Source organism: Lentzea rhizosphaerae (assembly GCF_042649515.1).
GTDB lineage: Bacteria > Actinomycetota > Actinomycetes > Mycobacteriales > Pseudonocardiaceae > Lentzea > Lentzea aerocolonigenes.
Genome location: NZ_JBHRZI010000011.1, coordinates 469,191 through 488,438, shown reverse-complemented (window position 1 = coordinate 488,438; position 19,248 = coordinate 469,191). Strand labels below are relative to the sequence as shown.

Here is a 19,248-nt window from a genome sequence, read left to right as displayed (position 1 = left end):
ACTGTTAGTCGTGGGCGGTGAACTTGTACTCGAGCACGTACGCCGCCGAGTCGAGAACCATCTCGTTGACCTCGACCGGCTGGTCATCGGCTGTGTACGCCGTCCGCACGATCAAGATGACCGGCGTGCCCTGTGCCAGGTCGAGAGCCTCGCGCTCGGACTCCCGCGGCATGCGGACGCGCAGTTCCTCACGGAACCTCGTGGGTTCGTAACCCAGCTCTTTGAGCCGGGCGTAGGCGCCGCCTTCTCCCGTGTCGATCTCGGTGATCGCCGATCCTGCGACCAAGACTTCCGGGTAGTAGGACGTCGCGAGCTGTACAGGCTTGTCGTCGACCACGTACCTGCGTCGCCGAGTCACGACGCGGACGCCGTCATCGAGGTTCAGCACTTCAGCGACGTTCGCAGGCGGGAGTTCTACATCGACTGTGACGCCTTCGGTCCTCGGCCGCGTGCCGACGTCGGTCGTCCAGATCGGCCGGCCTGCGCCCCATGAAGTGCCGGCCTGCAACCGGTCCGGCGACACGCGCCTGATCGGCTTGAACTCGCGGACGAACGTGCCGGAGCCGCGCTTGGCGACGATCAACCCTTCGTTCTTCAGCATGTCCAGGGCCCGGCGAGCGGTTGGCTGCTCGACGCCGTACTGGCTCGTGAGGTCGTTCTCGCCGGGCACTTTGCTACCGGGCGATAGTTCGCCGGAGTCGATCTGCTGCCGGAGGTCGTTCGCGATGTCTCGATAGCCAACGCGCCCTGGTCGGGCGTTGTCGGTCATGAGCCATCTCCTCGGCGGGTCGCGGTTCTGTACAGCGACCAACCTACACGTCGGGGCGGTCTGACCCTCGTGATCAGACCGCCCTCGTCGTGCCGTGGGCCTAGTCCTCTTCCCATCGGAAGACGAACTTTCGTCCACGGTTCGCCCACGCGTTGTAGTGCCAGTCGAGAACCCACGCGCCGAATCCGAGGAAGCCGCCCTTCCACAGCGAAACGCGGCCGAACTTCGTCAGTTCGAACGGCTGGACGAACGCCTCCGCGGCTTTCACTGCGTCCTTCGTTTCGATGCGTCGGCCGATCGGGATGAACGTGCCCGGCGTCAAGGCCATGTAGATGTCGAGGGACTTCCACCACGTGATGCGGTCGGCGACCTCCAGTCGAAATTCCACGTTCTGGGGGTCGTCTGCCTGCCGGACTTCGAAGTGGATACGCGCACCCGGCTCGTCCCGCGCCATGGTGTCAAGGCCGATGTCCAGGCCTTCGTCGCCAAGTGGATCATCGCTCACGGTACAACCCTCTTTCGTGCGGCGGATTGGGTTGTACCTGATTTCTACGAGCCGCCTCAGATCAAGTGAAGATGGTTCCCTCAATAGGGCTATCAGTGTTGTGAATTGTCGCTGGATTCCAGGTCGCGAGTCTCGCTTCAGAGGACTTTCGGCCCCAGTATTCGACGTGGCGATATTTTCTGGAAAATGTGGGCCGATTTCGGTAACGAGTTACCGGCTGGTGGCGATCCGCTCAGCGAGCGGCCACGCACGTGCCGACCGCCTCCCCGATCGCCCCCTTGGTCCCCAACACACACGACGACTCCGCGGTCAGCGACTTGTCCGAGAGCTGCTGCGCGAACGCGATCGCCACGTTCATCATCCGCGTCGGGCTGCCGCTGTCGACTGCTTCCTTCACCGCCGCCGCACGGGCTTCTTCCGTCGTGCAGCTGATGTCGGTGCCGAACTTGTCGACGCGCGGCAGCCACAGTGCCTTCGCACCCGACGGGCACGGCGTCACCTGCCAGCGGGTCGCCGTGGACGCGTGAGCCAGAGGCGTGGACAGCACGGCGAAACCGAGCGTGATGGCCAGAGCCACGAGGAAACGTCCCATGTGGACGAACGTAGCCGCGCACCACGGCCTCTACCGGGGGAACCGGCGTCACGACTGGTGACTACCCAAAGTCGTCACAGCGACGCGAGGACTTCGCCCAGCCTCTCGTAGGAACGCCCGGCGCCGTCCGCCATCCCCGTCGCCAGCACCGCGTCCCGCGCCTCCTGCGACACCAGGCGCATCGTGCTGGTCATCGTCGTCTGCCCGTCGGACTCGACGAACTCCACCGTCGTCACGGCCGGCGGGTTGTCCTCGAAGTGCTCGGTGTTCACCAGACGAGTGAAAGGCGTGACCTCGGTGTACTCGCCGTACATCTCGAACGCCTGCGAGCCGTCCGGCTGGGCCCAGCCGTAGCGCCACTTGCCGCCCACGCGCAGGTCGACCTCGCAGATCGGCATCTCCCAGCCGTCGGGGCCGAGCAGCCAGCGCCTGAGCATCGCCGGCTCGGTGAACGCCTTCCATACCAACGCGGCGGGCGCGTCGAACGTGCGCGACATCGCGATCTCGGTGTCGGACGGGAGGGTAACGGTGGTGCCGAACTTGGTGGTGTTCATCGCTCTTTCTCCTTCATCTCCGTCAAGAGTGCGTCCAGGCGCGTGTAGCTCGCATCCCAGAAGCGGCGGTAGTTCTCTGCCCACACGGCGACCTCCTTCAACGGCGTCGCGTCGAGCTGGCAGGGGCGCCACTGGGCCTGTTTGCCGCGGGTGATCAGGCCTGCCTTTTCCAGCACGCGCAGGTGCTTGGAGATCGCCGGGCCGCTGATGTCGAACGGCTCGGAGAGCTCCTTCACCGTCGCCGGGCCCTCGGTGAGCCTGGCGAGGATCGCCCGGCGGGTCGGGTCCGCTAGTGCGGCGAAGGTGGCGCTCAGCTGGTCCATCTCGTACCTAACCACTTGGTTATCTAACCTCTGGGTTAAGTAGAGCCTTTGCTCGGCGTCCTGTCAAGTACCCGACGAAGTCCCCGTGACGTCGAATTTCCGTTGACGTGGCCGGAAATCCCGCCTTGGGGCAACCCTGGAGGCTCGGCGTTCCGTCCTCACCACATGAGCTACCGAGTTCTCGTCGCAGCACTCGCCGCCGCCCTGCTCGCCACGGGGTGCAGCGGCACGTCCACCGGGGGAGGAGGGGGTGAGGTGAAAGGCAAGGTGTTCCGCTCCGCCTTCGTCACCGAACAGGGCAAGCCGCGCGCCCTGGTCGAGGGCACGAACATCGAGCTCAGATTCACCGACGACGGGCGGCTGCTCGCCAGCGCCGGCTGCAACCAGATGCAGGGACCTGTCTCGCTGGACGGCGGCAAGATCGCCGTCCCCGACCTCGGCATGACCGCGATGGGCTGCCCCAGCCCTGAGCTGCACACCCAGGACGAGTGGCTGTCCAAGTTGCTGCGCGCGTCACCGTCGTGGCGGATGGACGGCACGAACCTGGTGGTCACAGGGTCGAACGCGGAGATCGTGCTCGGGCCCGAGGCGCCCGCCACGCTCGAAGGCGGCACGTGGAAGCTGGCGAGTCTCATCCAGGCCGACTCCGTCTCGTCGACTCCGGCCGGCGTGGAGGCGACGATCAAGTTCGAGAACGGCAAGCTCGACGCGAAGACCGGGTGCAACGACGCCTTCGGCACCTACAAGGTGGACGGGTCGACGATCACCTTTGAGCTGGGTCACACGGAGAAGTCGTGCGAGCCGGACAAGATGGCGGTCGAGAAGGTCGTGCTGGAGACGCTGAAAGGCCAGGTCACGTACAAGATCGACCGCAACAACCTGACTCTCACGACCACGAAGGGTGACGGCATAGGACTTAGCAAGTAGCTGTCTGGTTCCTGTCGAAACCATGAGGTTGTTCAAACCTGTACTAGTTTTGGTTCGAAGTTGAACAGCTGAACGACAGGATCGGGGAGCAAGCATGGTCAAGGACGTCGCCGCCCTCATCGGACGCCTCGGCGTCGGCATCGTGTTCGTCGCGCACGGCTGGCAGAAGTGGACGGAGTACGGCCTCGCCGGCACCGCCGGGTCGTTCGAGAAGATGGGTGTGCCGCTGCCTTCGGTGTCCGCCGCGTTCGCCGCGACGGTCGAGCTCGTCGGCGGCCTCGCGCTGATCGCGGGCCTTGCCCTGCCGATCGCCGGTGTGCTGCTCGCGTTCAACATGGTCGGCGCGTTCGTCCTCGTGCACGCGTCGGGTCCGTTGATCGGTCAGGGTGGTTCCGAGCTCGTCGTCGTGCTGGCCGCGGCCGCACTCGCGCTCGGCTTCAACGGTGGTGCCTACTCGCTGGACCGCGTGCTGTTCAAGAACAACAAGGTGCTCAACCCAGCAGCTGCGTGATCTTCTCGCTCTCCCGGCGCGCGGTCAGCAGGCCCGCGTCGGGATTGCTCACCTGAACCAGTGAGCCACCGGCCGCGAGCACTGCCAGAAAGCCTTCCAGCACACCGGAAGGAACGTTCCACTCCAAAGTGGACAGCGCACGCGGCTCGGAGCCCAGCTCCGCGCCGCGTTCGCGCGCCTGCGCCACCACGTCGTCCACAGTGGACTCACCCAGTGCGGGCGTCGAGCCCGGAACCGGTTCCCACGGCGTGAAGTCGTCGCCGTGCACCCGCACGTCGTCGAGGTAGTCGACCGCGGCACCCGCGCCCAAACCCATGGGGTGCAACGAAGCCACGGCCACGACGTCCGCGTCCGCCGTGCCGCCGGGCGGCACCACGGCCACCTTCGCGTCCTCGCCCGCACCGACGACACGGGCGCCGCACCACCACGCGCCGAGCAGCAGGCCAACGGTCTGCCAGTGCGCGGGCAGCAGCACCGCCACGGAGTCGCCCGGCTCGACGTCGTGCTCGTCGCGCAGCCAGTTCGCCGTCTTCGCGGCCCAGTTCGCGATCGTCGCGCGGGACAGCTCGACGCGCGACCCCGTCGCGTCGTCGTAGTGCGTGATCAGCGGACGACCGGGATCGGCCTTCAGCAACGGCGTGAAGAGGATCTCGGTCACGCTCACGCGGCACTCCTAGTCGATGCAGGGCACATCTTGTCGGGCAGCTGCCACGGCGGGGAAGCCGTCCAGCGAGAGCAGCTTCTCAGGACCGAACCGCGCCGGCGTACTGGGGGTGACAGAAGAGGACGGGGTGGGCTTCGGCGTCTCGCCGATCAGCTGCGCCACCCACGCCTTCACCGCCTCGCGGTCCACCGTGACGATGCTCTGGCCGCGGTCGTTGCGGGCGTCGATGCTCGTCACGGGGATCGTGGCGAACTCCACGTTGCCCGACGCGATGCCCTGCGCCTGGGCGGCCAGCGTCGCGAGGTCGAGCTTCTCGTCCACGACCACGGACTTCGACACCGCGTCCAGCAGGCCCTTCATCTTCCCCGTGTCGGTGAACGTGCCGGCGGACAGCAGCTGCTTCATCGCCTGCGACATGAACACCTGCTGCCGCGCGATGCGGCCGAGGTCGCCGCCGGGCATGTTCCGCTGCCGCACGAACGACAGCGCGTCGCCGCCCGAGATCACCTGCTCGCCCGCGCGGAAGTTCGCGCCGGAGTTCGGGTCCGACGTGCCCGCCTTCAGGCACACCTTCACGCCGCCGATCACCTCGGTCAGCAGGTAGAACCCGTAGAGGTTGATCTCCGCGTAGTGGTCGACGCGCATCCCCGTCAGGTCCTGCACCACCTGCACCAGGGCCTTGCGCCCGGCCTCGTCGGACTTGCGCTCACGTTCCTGCTGGTCCGAGACGCCCTCGGCCTGCAGCCGTTCGGCCGTGAGGAACTTGACCGCGCCGTACGCCGAGTTGATCTTGTCTTCGCGGTAGCCGGGGATCGGCACGTAGGTGTCGCGCGGGATGGAGATCGCGCTCGCCTTGCCGCCGTTGCGCGGGATGCGCATCACGATGATCGTGTCCGTGTTCACGGTGTCGGTGCCCTCGGTGCGCAGCTTGCGCAACACGTCCGCGGGAAGCGGGCGGCCCTGTGCGTCCGTCCGGCTGTCGCTGCCCACCAGCAGGACGTCGATCGCGCCGTCCTGGACGGGCGGCGAGTTCGGGATGTCCTCCAGCACCTCGAGGATCTGCGTGGTGTTGGTGTTCTGCTTCACCAGCCGCAGCGCGGTCCAGAAGTAGCCGGCGAAGGCCAGCGTTGTCACGGCGACGAGCGCGACGACCGTGCGGCCGGCGACCAGTGCGGTCTTCTTCGCGCGTGCGGCGCTCAACGTCGGTCCTCCAGGTGCGGAATTCGTCTCCTCAGCGTAACTATCGCGAGCGCGTTACGCCGGGGGTTCAGTTCACGCACACCAGGCCGCCCGCCGTGATCGGCGGCGTGCTGCTCGTGCTCGGCGGCGTCGTCGTGCCGGGCGCACCCTGCGCGTCGACGTCCTCGGAGTCGTCGAGCGAGGAGTAGTCGGTGCCGACCTGGACGGTCACCTGTCCTTTTCGGACTGACTTCTCCTCCGCGACGTTCACGTTCGGCCCGAGCTCCGCGGCGACCTTGCGCGCGGACCCCTCCTCGCCGGCCGCGTAGAACACGACGGTGTCGGCGGGCTGCTGGGCCGACGACGCGGAGCCGCGCTTGAAACCCTTGGCGGCCAACGTGTTCAGCACCTGGTTCGCGAGGCCCTGGACCCCTGCGGCGTTGACGACGTTCACGGTGATCGACGAGTTCGGCGGCGCCGGCAGCGTCGTGGTGGCCGTCGGCGAGGACGAGTTGCTGGTCGACGGCTTGTCCGCGGCGAGACTGGTGAGGAACTTGCGCACCTCGGCGGGGTTCACCGGCAGCACGTTGCCGTCGCCGTAGGTGTCGGTCGGGGGACCCACCGGAATGGTGCGGAACTCGAAGTTGCCGCCCACCAGGCCCTGCATCTGCTCGGCGAACGTCGTGATGTCCCAGCCGGAGCTGAGGATCACCGACTTCTGCACGGCCTCGACGAGTCCGTTGAGCTTCGCCGGGTCGGTCAGCGTGCCCGTCGACAGCACCTTCTTCGCGAGCGCCCCGATGAACACCTGCTGCCGCACGATCCGGTCGAGGTCGCCGCCGGGCAGGTTCTTGCGCTGCCGCACGAACGACAGCGCCGCCCTGCCCTCGATCGTCTGCTGGCCCGCCTTGAAGTCGGCGCCCGAGTCGGAGTCCGAGGTGGCCTCTCTCACGCACACCTCGACGCCGCCGATGGCCTTGGTCACCTCGTAGAAGCTCGCGAGGTTGACCTCGGCGTACCGGTCGATGCGCACGGCCCCGCCGGACATGTTCTCGATCGTCTTGATCAACGTCTTGCGGCCGGCCGCCATCGACTCGGTGCGGATCTTCTGCTCGTCCGTCTCGCCCTTCGACCGCATCTCCTGGTCGACGGTGTTGCGCTGGCGGGCGAACGCCGAGTTGAGCTTGTGCTTGCCGAACCCGTCCGCGATCTCGACGTAGGAGTCGCGCGGGAACGAGATCGCGACCGCGCGCGTGCCGTCGACGGGGATGTGCACGAGGATCATCGTGTCGGTGTTCTGCTCGCCGTCGGCGTACCCGCCGTTGAGCAGCGCGAGGACTTCCTTCGACAGCGGGTTGCCCTGCGCGTCGGTGCGGCTGTCCATGCCGACGAGGAGGATGTCGACGGCGCCGTCGAGCGGCTTGGGGCCCTGCTTGGTGAGCTCTTCCGAGATGACCTCGGTTTTGACGATGCCGTTGTCGGCCGCCCGCAGCTTGCCCCAGCCGTACGACGTGACGAGGAGCACAGCCGCCGAGACGAGGGCGACGAAGATCTTCCCGGTCGCGAGGAATGCGCGGAAAGCCGCCGACGGTCGGGTGCCGACCACCCGGACCGGCAGGCTCTTGCCTTCCACAGCCGTTTCCTCCCCCACGCCTCGAGTTTAGTCGTTTATAAGACACACGACGTGACGTTGCTGTGGGTTGCAGCGATTAGGTACGTGACAGACTGCGAGCGGGGAACACCACAGGAGGAAATGGCATGCGCGTACTGGTGACAGGTGGGGCCGGGTTCATCGGCTCGCACTACGTGCGGGAGTTGGTGAGCGGCTCGTACCCTGCCTTCGCTGGTGCCGAGGTGGTGGTGCTGGACAAGCTCACCTACGCGGGCAGCGAGACCAACCTCGCGCCGGTCGCGGGCAAGTTCGAGTTCGTGCGCGGCGACATCTGCGACGCCGAGGTGGTCGCGGAGCAGATGCGCGGCGTGGACGTCGTGGTGCACTTCGCCGCCGAGTCGCACGTCGACCGCTCCATCACGGGATCCGCCGACTTCGTGCTGACGAACGTCCTCGGCACGCAGACCCTGCTGCAGGGCGCCCTCAACGCGGGTGTCGGCCGGTTCGTGCACGTCTCGACCGACGAGGTCTACGGGTCCATCGAGGACGGATCGTGGTCGGAGGAACACGTCCTGGAGCCGAACTCCCCGTACTCCGCCTCCAAGGCGTCTTCGGACCTGCTGGCGCGTGCGTTCCACCGCACCCACGGACTGCCGGTGAGCATCACCCGGTGCTCGAACAACTACGGGCCGTACCAGTTCCCCGAAAAGGTGATCCCGCTCTTCGTCACCAATTTGATCGACGGCAGGAAGGTGCCCCTCTACGGCGACGGCCTGAACGTGCGCGACTGGCTGCACGTGGCCGACCACTGCCGCGGCATCCAGCTCGTCGCCGAGGCCGGCCGGCCGGGTGAGATCTACAACATCGGCGGCGGCACCGAGCTCACCAACCGCGAGCTCACCGAGAAGCTGCTCGCCGCGACGGGCCGTGACTGGTCGTTCGTCGAGCCGGTGACCGACCGCAAGGGCCACGACCGCCGCTACTCGGTCGACATCTCCAAGATCTCCGCCGAGCTGGGTTACCAGCCGCAGGTGGACTTCGCGGTGGGCCTCGCGGACACCGTCGAGTGGTACCGCGAGAACCGCGCGTGGTGGGAGCCGCTCAAGGAGCGCGCCCAGCTGGTGAAGGGCTGAGCGTTGATCCTCGTTCCCGGTGGTCGTGGCCAGCTCGGCCACGACCTCGCAGCCCTGTCCTCCGACGTCCGCGCGCTGTCGTCCGCTGACCTCGACGTCACGGCGGTGAGCGCCGCCGACCTCGCCGGTGCCTCAGCGGTGATCAACTGCGCCGCCTACACCGCGGTCGACGCGGCCGAGACGGACGAGGACCGCGCGTTCGCGGTCAACGCCGTCGGTCCCGGTCTGCTCGCCGAGGCGTGCGCTTCCCTTGGCATTCCACTGATCCACGTGTCGACGGACTACGTGTTCTCCGGCGACGGGACGCGGCCGTACGAGCCGTCCGACCCCGTCGGCCCGAAGTCCGCGTACGGCCGCACGAAGCTCGAAGGCGAACGCCGCGTGCTGGAGGCTGGCGGGTACGTCGTGCGCACCGCGTGGGTGTACGGCGTGCAGGGCTCGAACTTCGTGAAAACCATGGCGGCGTTGGAGTCCACGCGACCTTCTCTGTCCGTTGTGGACGATCAGGTCGGCTCGCCGACGTGGTCGCACGACCTGGCCGCCGGGCTGCTCGAGCTGGCCTCGGTGCTGCCCTCGACGCGGTTGCTGCACGCGACCGGTGGTGGCGAGACGACGTGGTTCCGTTTCGCACAGGCGATTTTCGAGGAGCTGGGCGCCGACCCGTCGCGCGTGCACCCGTGCACGACTGCCGACTTCCCGCGACCGGCGCCTCGACCCGCCTACTCGGTGCTGTCGGGCGCGGCGTGGGAAGCAGCGGGACTACGTCCGTTGCCGCACTGGCGAAGCGCCCTTTCGGAGGCATTCAAGGCCGGAGTGGTAGCTCCGCGTACCGGTGCTGCGCCATTGGAGTGACTGGTCTGGTACGGCCGTTTCAAGTACGAGAACCTGTTCGGCATGTTCGAATCCGGGCGCACTCCTCAGCGTCCCGCGACAGCGGATTCCGATCGGCAGCGCTTCCTGAGGTGCGTTGCCGTTCTCACGGGCTCGCGACAGGTGTCGATGAGCCAGCTCGAAAGGCGCTCGCCGAGGCCGCGTTCTCGGTAAGGCCGCCAGGTGCGTGATGAACGGCGCTTTTGTCCACGTCAGGTGGACAAAAGCGCCGTTCATCGTTCAGGCCCGGCTCCTGCGGTACGCCTCTACCGTCTTCTCGGCGCAGCGGCGCCAGGTGAACCCGGCCGCGTGCGCCCGCCGCTCGGACTGCGCCTCCGGAGTGGCCGGCGCCGCGACGGCCTGGGCCAGCCCCTCGGCCAGCGCCTCGACGTCCCCGACGGGCACGTGCACTGCGTGCCCGCCGGCGACCTCGCGCAGCGCGGGCACGTCCGAGCACACCACCGGAACGTTGCAGGCCAACGCCTCCAGCACCGGCAGCCCGAACCCCTCGTCCCGCGAGGGCAGCACCAGGGCCGTCGCCCCGGCCACCACGGACCGCAGGTGCACGTCCGACAGGTACCCGGTCCGCAGCACCCGACCGTCCACACCGGACCGGCCGGGCCCCACGATCACCAACGGCGGCAACGACGGGTCGGCGGCGTGCGCCTTGATCAGGTACTGCAGCCCCTTGCGCGGGCCGTCGGCGCCGACGAACAGCAGGTACTCCGACGGCAGTCCGAGCCTGCCGCGCAACGTCGGCGAGGGCGGCCGTGACGCGAACCACGCCGGGTCGACCCCGAGCGGTGTCACGACGATCTTCTCCAGCGGCACCGAGAACCGGTCGGCCACCACGGAAGCCACGGCGGCGGTCGGCGTGCAGATCACGTCCGCGCGCTGAGCGGAGAGCTTGACCAGCTCCGGCAGCCGGCGATCGGACGGCGGCAGGTCACCCGGCGCGTCCAGGAACGCCAGGTCGTGGATCGTGACGACCTTCCCGGCACTGATCGTCGGCGGCAGCACGAAGTTCGTGCCGTGCATGACGTCGGAGAACCCGGCCAACATCTCGACCGGCGGGAACGGCGCGCGCAGCCACATCTGGCGCAGGGCCCGTGCCGCCACGGGCAGGCCGCGGGCGGTGACGTCGTGCGGCAGCACCGTCCGCAACGCGCGCCAGCCGCGCAACGTGAAAGCCACCGCCCGGACGTCGGCCTCTTCCGGCATGGAAGCCAGTTCTTCGGCCAGTGCAGCCGTGTAGCGGCCGATCCCGGTGCGATGACCGAGCAGGGGGGTGCCGTCGAGCAGCACCTTGAGGGGTTTCGGGGATCTCGCCATTCAGCTGCCACCACGTGCGATCTTGCGCAGACGCCCCGTCGCCCGCTTGGCCAACTCGGTCGGGCCACCCGCGTCGAGGTACTCGCGCACCAGCCGCAGGTCCCGCTTCACCTTGTCCGCCTTGCTCAACCCCGGTGTGCGCACCATCGGTGCGGAGCCAGGCAGACGGTCCGCGGCGGGCCTGGGATTGCGGCAGAACTCCGCCAGCGGCGCGAGCGCCGTCTCCCAGGTGAACCGTTCGCGGACGACGGCGATGCGTTCGCGGCACGCCGCCGCGAACTCCTCGTCGTAGAGCACCTTCTCCAGTGCGTCGGCCAGCGCCTCCGGATCCTCCGGCGGCACGACGACGCCCAAACCTTCCCGCAGCACCAGGTCCGCGAACGAGTCGCCGGACGTGGTGACGATCGGCAGGCCCGCCCACAGGTAGTCGAGCACCCGCGTGCGGAACGCGAACGTGGTCTCCACGTGCTCGTAGTGAGTGGTGACCCCGCAGTCCGCGTCGAGCAGCCAGTTCTGCCGCTCGTTGTACGGCACCCAGCCGTCGTTGAAGAACACGTTCTTGCCGGTCAGCCCCAGCTGCTCGGACAACGCCCGCGTCTGGCCGGCGATGTCCATGTCCGGGACCTCGGGGTTCGGGTGCTTCATGCCGAGGAAGTACAGCTTCGCGGACGGCTGCCGCTCCCGCAGGTGGTCCATCGCCTGGATCAGCGACAGCGGGTCGAACCAGCTGTAGACGCCACCGGCCCAGATCACGACCTTGTCGGCGTCGGTCACGCCCGGCACGACGTCCTTGATCGCCGGGCCGGTCCGCTGCGGCGGCTTGCCCGACAGTCCGAAGGGGACGATGCCGAGCAGCGACTCCGTGGTGGGATCGTTGTCGTACAACGTCGGTGTCAGGCGGCCGAGCGACGCGAGGTGACCGAGCCAGAAGTGCCGCTGCCGTTCCGACGCGCACAGGAAGAAGTCGCCGCGTTCCAGCTGCGTGTTCAGCACCCGTGTGACCGTCTCCAGGTCCAGCGCGCGCTTCTCGTCCGTGTCGTCCTTGCCCTGCTCCAGCAGTTCCAGGTGCATCGGGTCGTACATGTCGCAGACCACGATCTTGGTCGACGACTGCTTCTTCAGCTCGCCGATCATCTCCAGCGCGTGGCCCTGCAACACCACCACGTCCGCCCACGCGACGTGCGGCGGCAGCTCCTTCGGCCGGGCCCGCTCGACGGCGAACGGCGCGTCCGGCGGCGCGCACAGCGGGTTGGTCGTGACCAGCCGCACCTGGTGCTCGCCGGACAGCACGTCGGCCATGTGCCAGGCCCTGATCGCGGGACCGGCCATCCGGTCGGAGATCGCGTCACCGGTGATCACCAGGATCTTGCGCGGCTTGCCGAAGACGTCGTCGAGGCCGAGCACGTCGACGAGGACGTCGTGCGCCGCGAGGTAGCGCGGCAGGGGATAGGCCGGCTCCAAAGCCTTGCGCATCAACGGAACCAGGTCCGTGTCCGACAACCGGCGCGCGGCCTGCTCGACCTTGCGCGACTCGGCCAGCGACGGCATCAGCTCGACGAACTGGTCGATCGCGAGGAACCCGGCCAGCGCCTGGCGGGACACCCCGACGGGCTCGCGGTCCAGAGCGGGGTCCGACGGGCGGCGGGTGATCTCCAGCTGGGTCGCGTCGATCTCACCGCGCGCGGTCGCCCTGCGCACGCACAGCGCGAGCGCGGCGGGCAGCACCTTGGCCAGCGTCTCGTCGGAGAAGTTCTTGTACAGCGCCGCGAGGGCGTTGCGCTCCAGCAGGTACAGCTCGCGGCTGAGGTCGATCGAGCTCATCGACGCGTGGTGGCGGTGGAACGTGAGCGACGCCGGCTCGTAGCGCACCCGCCAGCCGCGCAGGTTCAGCCGCCAGCCGAGGTCGACGTCCTCGTAGAACATGAAGAACCGCTCGTCGAACCCGCCGAGCTCGCGGTAGACCTCGGCCCGCACGAACATCGCGGACCCGGTGCCGAACAGCACGTCCTTCGGGCCGTCGTGGCTGCCGTCGTCGTCCTGCCCGGCGTGCCGCTTGTAGCCCATGCCGAACCAGGTCAGGCCGCCGTCGACGAAGTCGATCTTCTCGCCGTCCCAGTCGAGCACCTTGCTCGCGACCGCGCCGACCGCCGGCTCCGCGTGGAACACCCTGATCGCGGCCTTGATCCAGTTCCGGTCAGCGCGCGCGTCGTTGTTGAGGAACGCGAGCACCCCGCCGGTGGCCTTCTCGACACCGAGGTTGCACCCGCCCGCGAACCCGAGGTTCTGCGCCGAGGTGACGATCTCGACCCCGGGAAGCTCGGCCTTCAGGCGTGCGGTGTCGTGCGCCTCGTTGTCGACGACGATCACCTGGAGCAGCTCGGCGGGGTAGTCCACCTCGGTCAGGCCGCGCACGCAGGTGATGGTGTCCTCGGCGCCGCGGTAGTTGACGACGACGACGGAGACGACGGGCAGTGATGCTCGATCCACGCGCTAAGCCTGCCTCATCACTCTGCGCGCCCGCAGTGTGGTCGCACAGATCAGCAGCAGCAAGATCGCGATTGGTACCCCGAACACCCACTCGGCCGACCAGTCGTTGCGGTCGGCGAGCAACGGCCGCATCAACGGGTGGCGCAGCACCGTCGCGGGACCCGGCTGCATCTTCTTCTCCTGCTCACCGAGCACGACGATGCGCAGCTGGGCGCCGTCGGGGCAGGTGATGTGGTGCGCGAACGCCGGGTTGTCCGGCCGGGGGAGGTCCTCGACGCTGGTGATCACGCACGTCTGAGGCGTGCCGAGGACGTCCATCAACGCGCGGTGGCCGTCGCTGACCAGCACCGCTGTGCCGGGAATCACGACCATGAACGCGGGCAGCATCAGCCACGCCGGCCCGAGCTTGCCCAGACCCCAGACGAACGCCAGCGCGAGCACGGAGCACGGCACCAGGACCGCGAGGTCGTACCTCACCGGCACGATCGCTCCGAGCACGACCACGGCGGCGATCGCGGCGAGCCCGATCACGACGAGTGGTACTGGCCGCCTCACGGCTGCTTCCTGAGCAGCCGGGCGACCGGAACGAGGAGAATCATCGTTCCGGAGACGCTTGTGACCAGCAGGAGGTTCCATCGGGTGCTGTCCGCCCAGTCCGGCTGCAGCGGCGGCCCGACCAGTACGTCCGCTTCCGCCGTTTTCAGGCGGTCGTTCCAGTCGCGGTCCAGCTCGACCTCACCGCTCGGGCAGGCCAGCACGTAGTCGACCGACGGGTACTTGGCGAAGGGGTGTTCCTCCTTCGCCGTGACCGTGCAGCGCTCTGCGTGCCCTGTTCGCTGCATCAGCACGCTGTGCACGCCGAACGTCAGTACGAACGGCGCCATGAGCCCCAGGACGAACGCGGGCAGCGCGATCCACTTGCGCTGGGAGAGCCCGCTGACGCCCAGGGCGTAGGCGAGGCCGCCGAGGAACCCGACGAACACCAGCCCGTAGGTCAGCGTGATGCTCACGCCGATGCCGAGCGCCAGCACGACCAGGCCGCCGGCGATCATCAGCCAGGCCGCCCTCACCTGCCTGCCCAGTCCTGCCAGACACGTCTGCGCGGGACCTCGGTCCTGATCGTCAGCCGCTGCCAGAGCGTGGCGGGGAGCCTGAGCAGGACCTCACCCAGCACCTGGGCGCGCAGCCCGAGCCGGAAGTTGGCCGCGTCCGGCACGTTCCCGCGGAACGGCAGCAGGGCCGTGATCACCAGGAAGCGGGCGAGCTGGGTCGTGGCCACTGCCGCAGGAGCGCACCTGAGCAACATCAGCAGCCGGTTTCGCTCGTTCCAGCGGTGGAAGAGCTTCGAACCGGGACGGGTGCTGGCGCCGTGCCGGTGCCGGACGCGCGCCGGTCCGACGGAGATCACCCGGTGCCCGGCCAGCCGCAGCCGCCACGCCGTGTCGGTGTCCTCGTAGTAGCAGAAGAAGCTCGCCGGTACGCCGCCCACGGCGCGTAGCGCATCGGTTCGGAGGAGGGCGGCGCCACCGCAGAACCCGAACACCTCGCGCCCGGCGAGCACGACGTCCTTGCCGTGCCCGTCCGCGGTCAGCGCCACGCCGACGGACTGCGTCGAGCCGTCCGTGAGCAGGATCGACGAGGTGGCGGCGGCCGCTTCTGGCTCGGCTTCGAGAGCGTTCTCGAGCTCGGTCAGCCACGACGGGTCCGGCACCGCGTCGTCGTTGAGCCACGCGACGTACGGGGTGTCGATCATGTCGAGCACGGCCGCCAGCCCGCCCGCGTAACCGCGGTTGCGCGGCAGCCGCACGACCTCGTGTCCGCTGATCAGCGCGGCCGTGCCGTCGTCGGAGGCGTTGTCGACGACGATCGTCCTGTGTGGACTCTTCTGGACTGCGAGCGCGTCCAGGCACGCCGTGATGTGGTCACGGCCGCGCCACGTCACGACCACCACGGTGCTGAGGGCCGACACGGCGTGAGACGGTACGCGATGTGCCCGAGCTAGTACTGCTGACCGAGCAACTCAACGCCCCGGTCCCCGGCGGCACCGGCCGCTACACCGCCGAGCTGCTCAAGGCGTTGGTCGTGACCGCCCCGGACGGCTGGTCCGTCACGACGGCCGCGACGGCACACGCCGACCGCGTGATCAGGGTGCCGCGCCGGGCGTTGGTGGCGTTGTGGGAACGAGGACTGCCGCCGCGGCTCGGGCCGCACGTGCACGCCCCGACGCCGCTCGCCCCGCTGCCGGGCGCGGTCGTCACGGTGCACGACGTGGTGCCGTGGACGCACCCGGAAACGTTGACGCCGCGCGGAGTCGCGTGGCACCGCAAGGTGATCGCGAAGGCCGCTGTGCAGGCACGGGCGTTGGTGGTGCCGACGCGAGCCGTCGCGTCTCAGCTGGAGGAGTGCGTCCGGGTCGAGGTGCCGGTGCACGTCGTGCCGAACGGTGTGACCAGGCTCGTCGGTTCCAGGCCTGCCGATCTGCCCGATCGCTACGTGCTCGCCATCGGCACCATCGATCCGCGCAAGGGCTTCGACCTGCTGGTGCGGGCGACCGAACGGCTCGGTGTCCCGTTGGTCGTGATCGGTCCTCAGGGCTGGGGTGGAATCGATCTGCGCGCGCCGCACGTGACGTTGCTGGGCAAGGTTTCGGATGAGCGGCTGGCGTCGGTGCTCGCCGGCGCCACGGTGCTCGCGGCGCCCAGCCTGGCGGAGGGCTTCGGGCTGCCGGTGCTGGAGGCGATGGCCGCCGGAGTCGCCGTCGTGCACTCGGACGACCCGGCTCTGGTGGAGGTCGCGGGCGGCGCGGGAACCGTGGTGCGCAGGGGTGATCTCGCCTCGCTGACCGAAGGACTGAGGGCCGCGATAGCGGATCCTCATCACACCGCAGAGGCGGGTGTCACCCGCGCGAGTGACTTCACCTGGGAAAAGACCGCTCTGGGTGTCTGGACCGTGCACGCTAGACGACCGGATTAGTGCATTCCCGTTAAACACTTTCGCAAACGACATTACGCTAGCTGATCGTGCCGACCGCAGAACCCAGCGTCCTGATCGACGCCACCGCGATCCCCGCGGACCGAGGTGGAGTCGGCCGATACGTTGATTCGCTCGTTGCCGCACTGGATGCGGACGGCGCCAGGCTTTCCGTCGTGTGTCAGCCCCGCGACGAGGACCTCTTCACCAAGATCGCCCCCAACGCCCGCGTCGTCCGCGCCGCCGACGCGGTCGCCACCAGGACGGCCCGGCTGGCCTGGGAACAGACGACGTTGCCGCGCCTCGTGCGGTCGCTCGGCATCGACGTCGTCCACTCACCGCACTACACGCTGTCGTTGGCCAGCAAGGCCGCGTCGGTCGTGACGCTGCACGACGCCACGTTCTTCACCGACCCGGTGCTGCACTCGTCGGTGAAGGCGCGCTTCTTCCGCGCGTGGACCCGAGCCTCGCTGAGACGCGCGGAACTGTGCGTGGTGCCGTCCCAGGCGACCGCCGACGAGCTGGTGCGCGTCGCCGGAGCCGATGCCCGCGTCCTGCACATCGCGCAGCACGGCGTCGACACGGAGCGGTTCCACCCGCCGTCGCCGGACGAGATCCTGGCGGTGCGGCGAACGTTGTCGTTGGGGGACATGCCTTACGTGGCGTTCCTGGGCGCTCTGGAACCGCGCAAGAACGTCCCGGCCCTGATCCGCGGCTTCGCCCAGGCGATGGTGGGCCGTGTCGACCCTCCCGCCCTGGTCCTGGCGGGCCAGCCGGGCTGGGACAGCCAGGTCGAGCGCGCGCTGGACTCGGTGCCGCACCGCATCCGCGTGATCCGCGCGGGCTACCTGCCGTTCGAACAACTCGCGGGCTTCCTGGGCGGCGCAGAGCTCGTGGCGTACCCGTCACTCGGCGAGGGCTTCGGCCTGCCGGTGCTGGAGGCCATGGCGTGCGGCGCGTGCGTGCTCACGACCCGCCGCCTGTCGCTGCCGGAGGTCGGTGGAGAAGCCGTCGCGTACTGCGGCGTCGGCGCGGGGGACATCGCGGCGGCCATCGCCGACCTGCTGGACGACCCGGCGCGGCGTGCGGCGCTGGCGGCTTCGGGGCAGCGGCGGGCCAAGGACTTCTCGTGGTCTGTGAGTGCGGATCGGCACCGGCTGGCGTACGAGCGTGCGGTGTTGGTGCGTCGGCGGCGGGTGAGCTGAGGCCCGGCTGCGAAGGCCGTGGCCGTTCATCGGGGCGTGGAGGCGTGATGTCCGCGCACGGCTAGGGTGTCGCGCGTGAACTACGGCGACGGACTTGGTGTCGTGACGGTCACGTACTCGCCGGGCGAGACGCTGGCACCGTTCGTGGACACCCTCTCGAAGGCGACCAACCGGCCGGTGCAGGTGATCCTCGCCGACAACGGGTCCACTGACGGGGTTCCCGAGGCGGTGGCTGCTACTCGGGACCACGTTCGGTTTTTGCCCACTGGGGGGAATCTCGGGTACGGCGGTGGGGCCAATCGCGGGGTTGCGGCATTGGGAGACGATGTCGGGTGGGTGTTGATTTCCAACCCCGACATCGAGTTCGCGCCCGGGAGCGTTGACGCGTTGATCTCGGCTGCTGATCGCTGGCCTCGTGGGGGGATGTTCGGGCCGTTGATTCGGGAGCCTTCTGGGGAGGTTTACCCGTCTGCCCGGTTGTTGCCCTCTCTGGGGCGTGGGGTCGGGCATGCGGTTTTTGGGGCTGTGTGGAAGTCGAATCCCTGGACTCGGGCCTATCGGCAGGAGAAGTCGCCGGTTGAGCGGACTGCCGGGTGGTTGTCGGGGTCCTGCTTCCTGATGCGCCGGGAGGCCTTCGACTCTGTTGGGGGGTTTGATGAGCGGTACTTCATGTACTTCGAGGATGTTGATCTTGGGGATCGGGTGGCTCGGGCTGGGTGGCAGAACGTTTATGTGCCGTCGGCTGAGGTGACTCACATCGGGGGGCACTCGACGGCTCGGTCTTCTGATCGGATGCTTCGGGAGCATCATCGGAGTGCTTATCGGTACTTGGCCGATCGGCATGCTGGGGCTTTGTGGGCGCCGTTTCGGGTGGCTTTGAAGGCTGGGTTGGCTTTGCGGGTGAAGCTGCTCACTCGGTGACCGCCTGGCGGCGGGGTCCGTAGGTTGGTTGCGTCGCCGTGTCCGGTTCCTGTTAGGGCTTGGGGCTCTGCCCTTACCCCGCCAATCTGATCAAAGACCGGCCAGCGCCGCGCGGGTTGATGGCACGCCTGTTGCTTTCGGCGGCTGCGCGTTGCGTGGGTGGTGCGGTTCGCCGGCACCTTCGTTTCAAGCAAGGACTGCTCGTGCGCTCGGGGTGCGGCGTCCCTCACATGTTGCCGTTGAGTCGCTGCGTCAGCGACGTGCGGGTCTGCTGGTGGTTCGAGACCGTCGGGATCATGCCCTGCTGAACCACCTGTGTGACTTCCGCGTCTTCTCCGGGGGCCGCCGACTGCGGCATCGGCTGCGTCGGCATGGGCTGGGCCGGGTGCTGGTGCTGCGGCTGCTGCGGTGGGCGCGGGGCGTGCTGCTGGTGGTGGCCCATCTGGGCCGGGGGCAGGATCATCGTCGAGTCCGGGTCTCGGCGCGGGTCCATGGCGTTGACCAGCGTGCGAGGGATCTGTTGCGTGTCCGAGGAGTCCATCGGGGACGTCATGTTGTCCGGCGTCACGATGTTCCGCCCACGTGCGCGGGCGCGGGCGAGCATGGCGTCGGCCCGGTCGCGGGGGTCCATGTCGGATTTTGCTCCTTGCCGGGACCAGATCCCGTATGACGATCTGCTTCGTGTCAGAGTATT

At 68.5% G+C, this 19,248-nt stretch carries 21 protein-coding genes; 7 read left to right on the top strand and 14 right to left on the bottom strand.

Annotation, left to right across the window (positions count from 1 at the left end; genetic code table 11):
- Nucleotides 1–4 precede the first annotated feature (4 nt).
- The 5 genes from ACFOWZ_RS09670 to ACFOWZ_RS09650 all read right to left on the bottom strand — a co-directional run bounded on the left by ACFOWZ_RS09670 (nucleotide 5) and on the right by ACFOWZ_RS09650 (nucleotide 2,743).
- The gene (locus ACFOWZ_RS09670; RefSeq protein WP_382371262.1) at nucleotides 5–769 is read right to left on the bottom strand and encodes a GntR family transcriptional regulator; all 765 of its coding nucleotides are present in this window, start codon (nucleotides 767–769) and stop codon (nucleotides 5–7) included.
- 100 nt (nucleotides 770–869) lie between these two features.
- Entirely contained in the window at nucleotides 870–1,274 is a 405-nt protein-coding gene (locus ACFOWZ_RS09665; RefSeq protein ID WP_382371260.1) for a hypothetical protein, read from the bottom strand.
- Between the two features lie 232 nt (nucleotides 1,275–1,506).
- The gene (locus tag ACFOWZ_RS09660; RefSeq protein ID WP_382371258.1) at nucleotides 1,507–1,866 is read right to left on the bottom strand and encodes a hypothetical protein; all 360 of its coding nucleotides are present in this window, start codon (nucleotides 1,864–1,866) and stop codon (nucleotides 1,507–1,509) included.
- 74 nt (nucleotides 1,867–1,940) lie between these two features.
- Nucleotides 1,941–2,420 (bottom strand): SRPBCC family protein, encoded by a 480-nt coding sequence (locus tag ACFOWZ_RS09655; protein ID WP_382371256.1) that lies wholly within the window; start codon nucleotides 2,418–2,420, stop codon nucleotides 1,941–1,943.
- A complete protein-coding gene (locus tag ACFOWZ_RS09650; RefSeq protein ID WP_382372621.1) occupies nucleotides 2,417–2,743 on the bottom strand; it encodes an ArsR/SmtB family transcription factor in 327 nt (108 codons plus the stop codon). The genes ACFOWZ_RS09655 and ACFOWZ_RS09650 overlap by 4 nt, the downstream gene beginning before the upstream one ends.
- A gap of 165 nt (nucleotides 2,744–2,908) precedes the next feature.
- On the opposite strand from ACFOWZ_RS09650, the gene ACFOWZ_RS09645 reads away from it, so the two are divergent.
- Nucleotides 2,909–3,670 (top strand): META domain-containing protein, encoded by a 762-nt coding sequence (locus ACFOWZ_RS09645; RefSeq protein WP_382371254.1) that lies wholly within the window; start codon nucleotides 2,909–2,911, stop codon nucleotides 3,668–3,670.
- Nucleotides 3,671–3,764: 94 nt separating this feature from the next.
- Nucleotides 3,765–4,181 (top strand): DoxX family protein, encoded by a 417-nt coding sequence (locus ACFOWZ_RS09640; protein ID WP_382371252.1) that lies wholly within the window; start codon nucleotides 3,765–3,767, stop codon nucleotides 4,179–4,181.
- On the opposite strand, the gene ACFOWZ_RS09635 is transcribed toward ACFOWZ_RS09640, so the two are convergent.
- From ACFOWZ_RS09635 to ACFOWZ_RS09625, 3 genes are all read right to left on the bottom strand, one after another.
- A complete protein-coding gene (locus ACFOWZ_RS09635; protein WP_382371250.1) occupies nucleotides 4,162–4,845 on the bottom strand; it encodes a TIGR03089 family protein in 684 nt (227 codons plus the stop codon). The two genes, ACFOWZ_RS09640 and ACFOWZ_RS09635, sit on opposite strands and share 20 nt — an antisense overlap.
- 9 nt (nucleotides 4,846–4,854) lie before the next feature.
- On the bottom strand, nucleotides 4,855–6,045 hold the full coding sequence (locus ACFOWZ_RS09630; RefSeq protein ID WP_382371248.1) for an LCP family protein: 1,191 nt from the start codon (nucleotides 6,043–6,045) through the stop codon (nucleotides 4,855–4,857).
- Between the two features lie 67 nt (nucleotides 6,046–6,112).
- Nucleotides 6,113–7,675 (bottom strand): LCP family protein, encoded by a 1,563-nt coding sequence (locus tag ACFOWZ_RS09625; protein WP_382371246.1) that lies wholly within the window; start codon nucleotides 7,673–7,675, stop codon nucleotides 6,113–6,115.
- A 107-nt stretch (nucleotides 7,676–7,782) separates the two neighbouring features.
- Between ACFOWZ_RS09625 and rfbB the strand changes: the two genes are divergently transcribed.
- Together rfbB and rfbD are read left to right on the top strand one after the other, a co-directional pair.
- Nucleotides 7,783–8,769, top strand: a complete 987-nt coding sequence (gene rfbB, locus ACFOWZ_RS09620) for a dTDP-glucose 4,6-dehydratase (RefSeq protein WP_382371244.1) — start codon at nucleotides 7,783–7,785, stop codon at nucleotides 8,767–8,769.
- Nucleotides 8,770–8,772: 3 nt separating this feature from the next.
- Entirely contained in the window at nucleotides 8,773–9,621 is an 849-nt protein-coding gene (gene rfbD, locus ACFOWZ_RS09615) for a dTDP-4-dehydrorhamnose reductase (RefSeq protein WP_382371242.1), read from the top strand.
- Between the two features lie 258 nt (nucleotides 9,622–9,879).
- Here the strand turns inward: rfbD and ACFOWZ_RS09610 are convergent, their stop codons facing one another.
- The 5 genes from ACFOWZ_RS09610 to ACFOWZ_RS09590 are packed head-to-tail and all read right to left on the bottom strand — an operon-like array spanning nucleotide 9,880 to nucleotide 15,427.
- The gene (locus tag ACFOWZ_RS09610) at nucleotides 9,880–10,971 is read right to left on the bottom strand and encodes a glycosyltransferase family 4 protein (RefSeq protein WP_382371240.1); all 1,092 of its coding nucleotides are present in this window, start codon (nucleotides 10,969–10,971) and stop codon (nucleotides 9,880–9,882) included.
- On the bottom strand, nucleotides 10,972–13,458 hold the full coding sequence (locus tag ACFOWZ_RS09605) for a glycosyltransferase (RefSeq protein WP_382371238.1): 2,487 nt from the start codon (nucleotides 13,456–13,458) through the stop codon (nucleotides 10,972–10,974).
- A gap of 3 nt (nucleotides 13,459–13,461) precedes the next feature.
- The gene (locus ACFOWZ_RS09600) at nucleotides 13,462–14,013 is read right to left on the bottom strand and encodes a hypothetical protein (RefSeq protein ID WP_382371236.1); all 552 of its coding nucleotides are present in this window, start codon (nucleotides 14,011–14,013) and stop codon (nucleotides 13,462–13,464) included.
- On the bottom strand, nucleotides 14,010–14,528 hold the full coding sequence (locus ACFOWZ_RS09595; RefSeq protein ID WP_382371234.1) for a hypothetical protein: 519 nt from the start codon (nucleotides 14,526–14,528) through the stop codon (nucleotides 14,010–14,012). Before ACFOWZ_RS09595 ends, ACFOWZ_RS09600 begins: the two co-directional genes overlap by 4 nt.
- Nucleotides 14,525–15,427, bottom strand: coding sequence for a glycosyltransferase family 2 protein (locus ACFOWZ_RS09590; RefSeq protein WP_382371232.1), 903 nt, complete (start codon nucleotides 15,425–15,427; stop codon nucleotides 14,525–14,527). The genes ACFOWZ_RS09595 and ACFOWZ_RS09590 overlap by 4 nt, the downstream gene beginning before the upstream one ends.
- Nucleotides 15,428–15,447: 20 nt before the next feature.
- Between ACFOWZ_RS09590 and ACFOWZ_RS09585 the strand changes: the two genes are divergently transcribed.
- The 3 genes from ACFOWZ_RS09585 (at nucleotide 15,448) to ACFOWZ_RS09575 (ending at nucleotide 18,554) form a co-directional block, all read left to right on the top strand.
- Nucleotides 15,448–16,431 (top strand): glycosyltransferase family 4 protein, encoded by a 984-nt coding sequence (locus ACFOWZ_RS09585; protein ID WP_382371230.1) that lies wholly within the window; start codon nucleotides 15,448–15,450, stop codon nucleotides 16,429–16,431.
- A 47-nt stretch (nucleotides 16,432–16,478) separates the two neighbouring features.
- Nucleotides 16,479–17,633, top strand: a complete 1,155-nt coding sequence (locus ACFOWZ_RS09580) for a glycosyltransferase family 4 protein (protein ID WP_382371228.1) — start codon at nucleotides 16,479–16,481, stop codon at nucleotides 17,631–17,633.
- Nucleotides 17,634–17,708: 75 nt separating this feature from the next.
- A complete protein-coding gene (locus ACFOWZ_RS09575) occupies nucleotides 17,709–18,554 on the top strand; it encodes a glycosyltransferase family 2 protein (protein ID WP_382371226.1) in 846 nt (281 codons plus the stop codon).
- Between the two features lie 226 nt (nucleotides 18,555–18,780).
- Here ACFOWZ_RS09575 and ACFOWZ_RS09570 read toward each other — a convergent pair whose 3' ends face one another.
- Complete coding sequence (locus ACFOWZ_RS09570; RefSeq protein ID WP_382371224.1) at nucleotides 18,781–19,185, bottom strand: hypothetical protein; 405 nt, start codon at nucleotides 19,183–19,185, stop codon at nucleotides 18,781–18,783.
- Nucleotides 19,186–19,248: the final 63 nt, after the last annotated feature.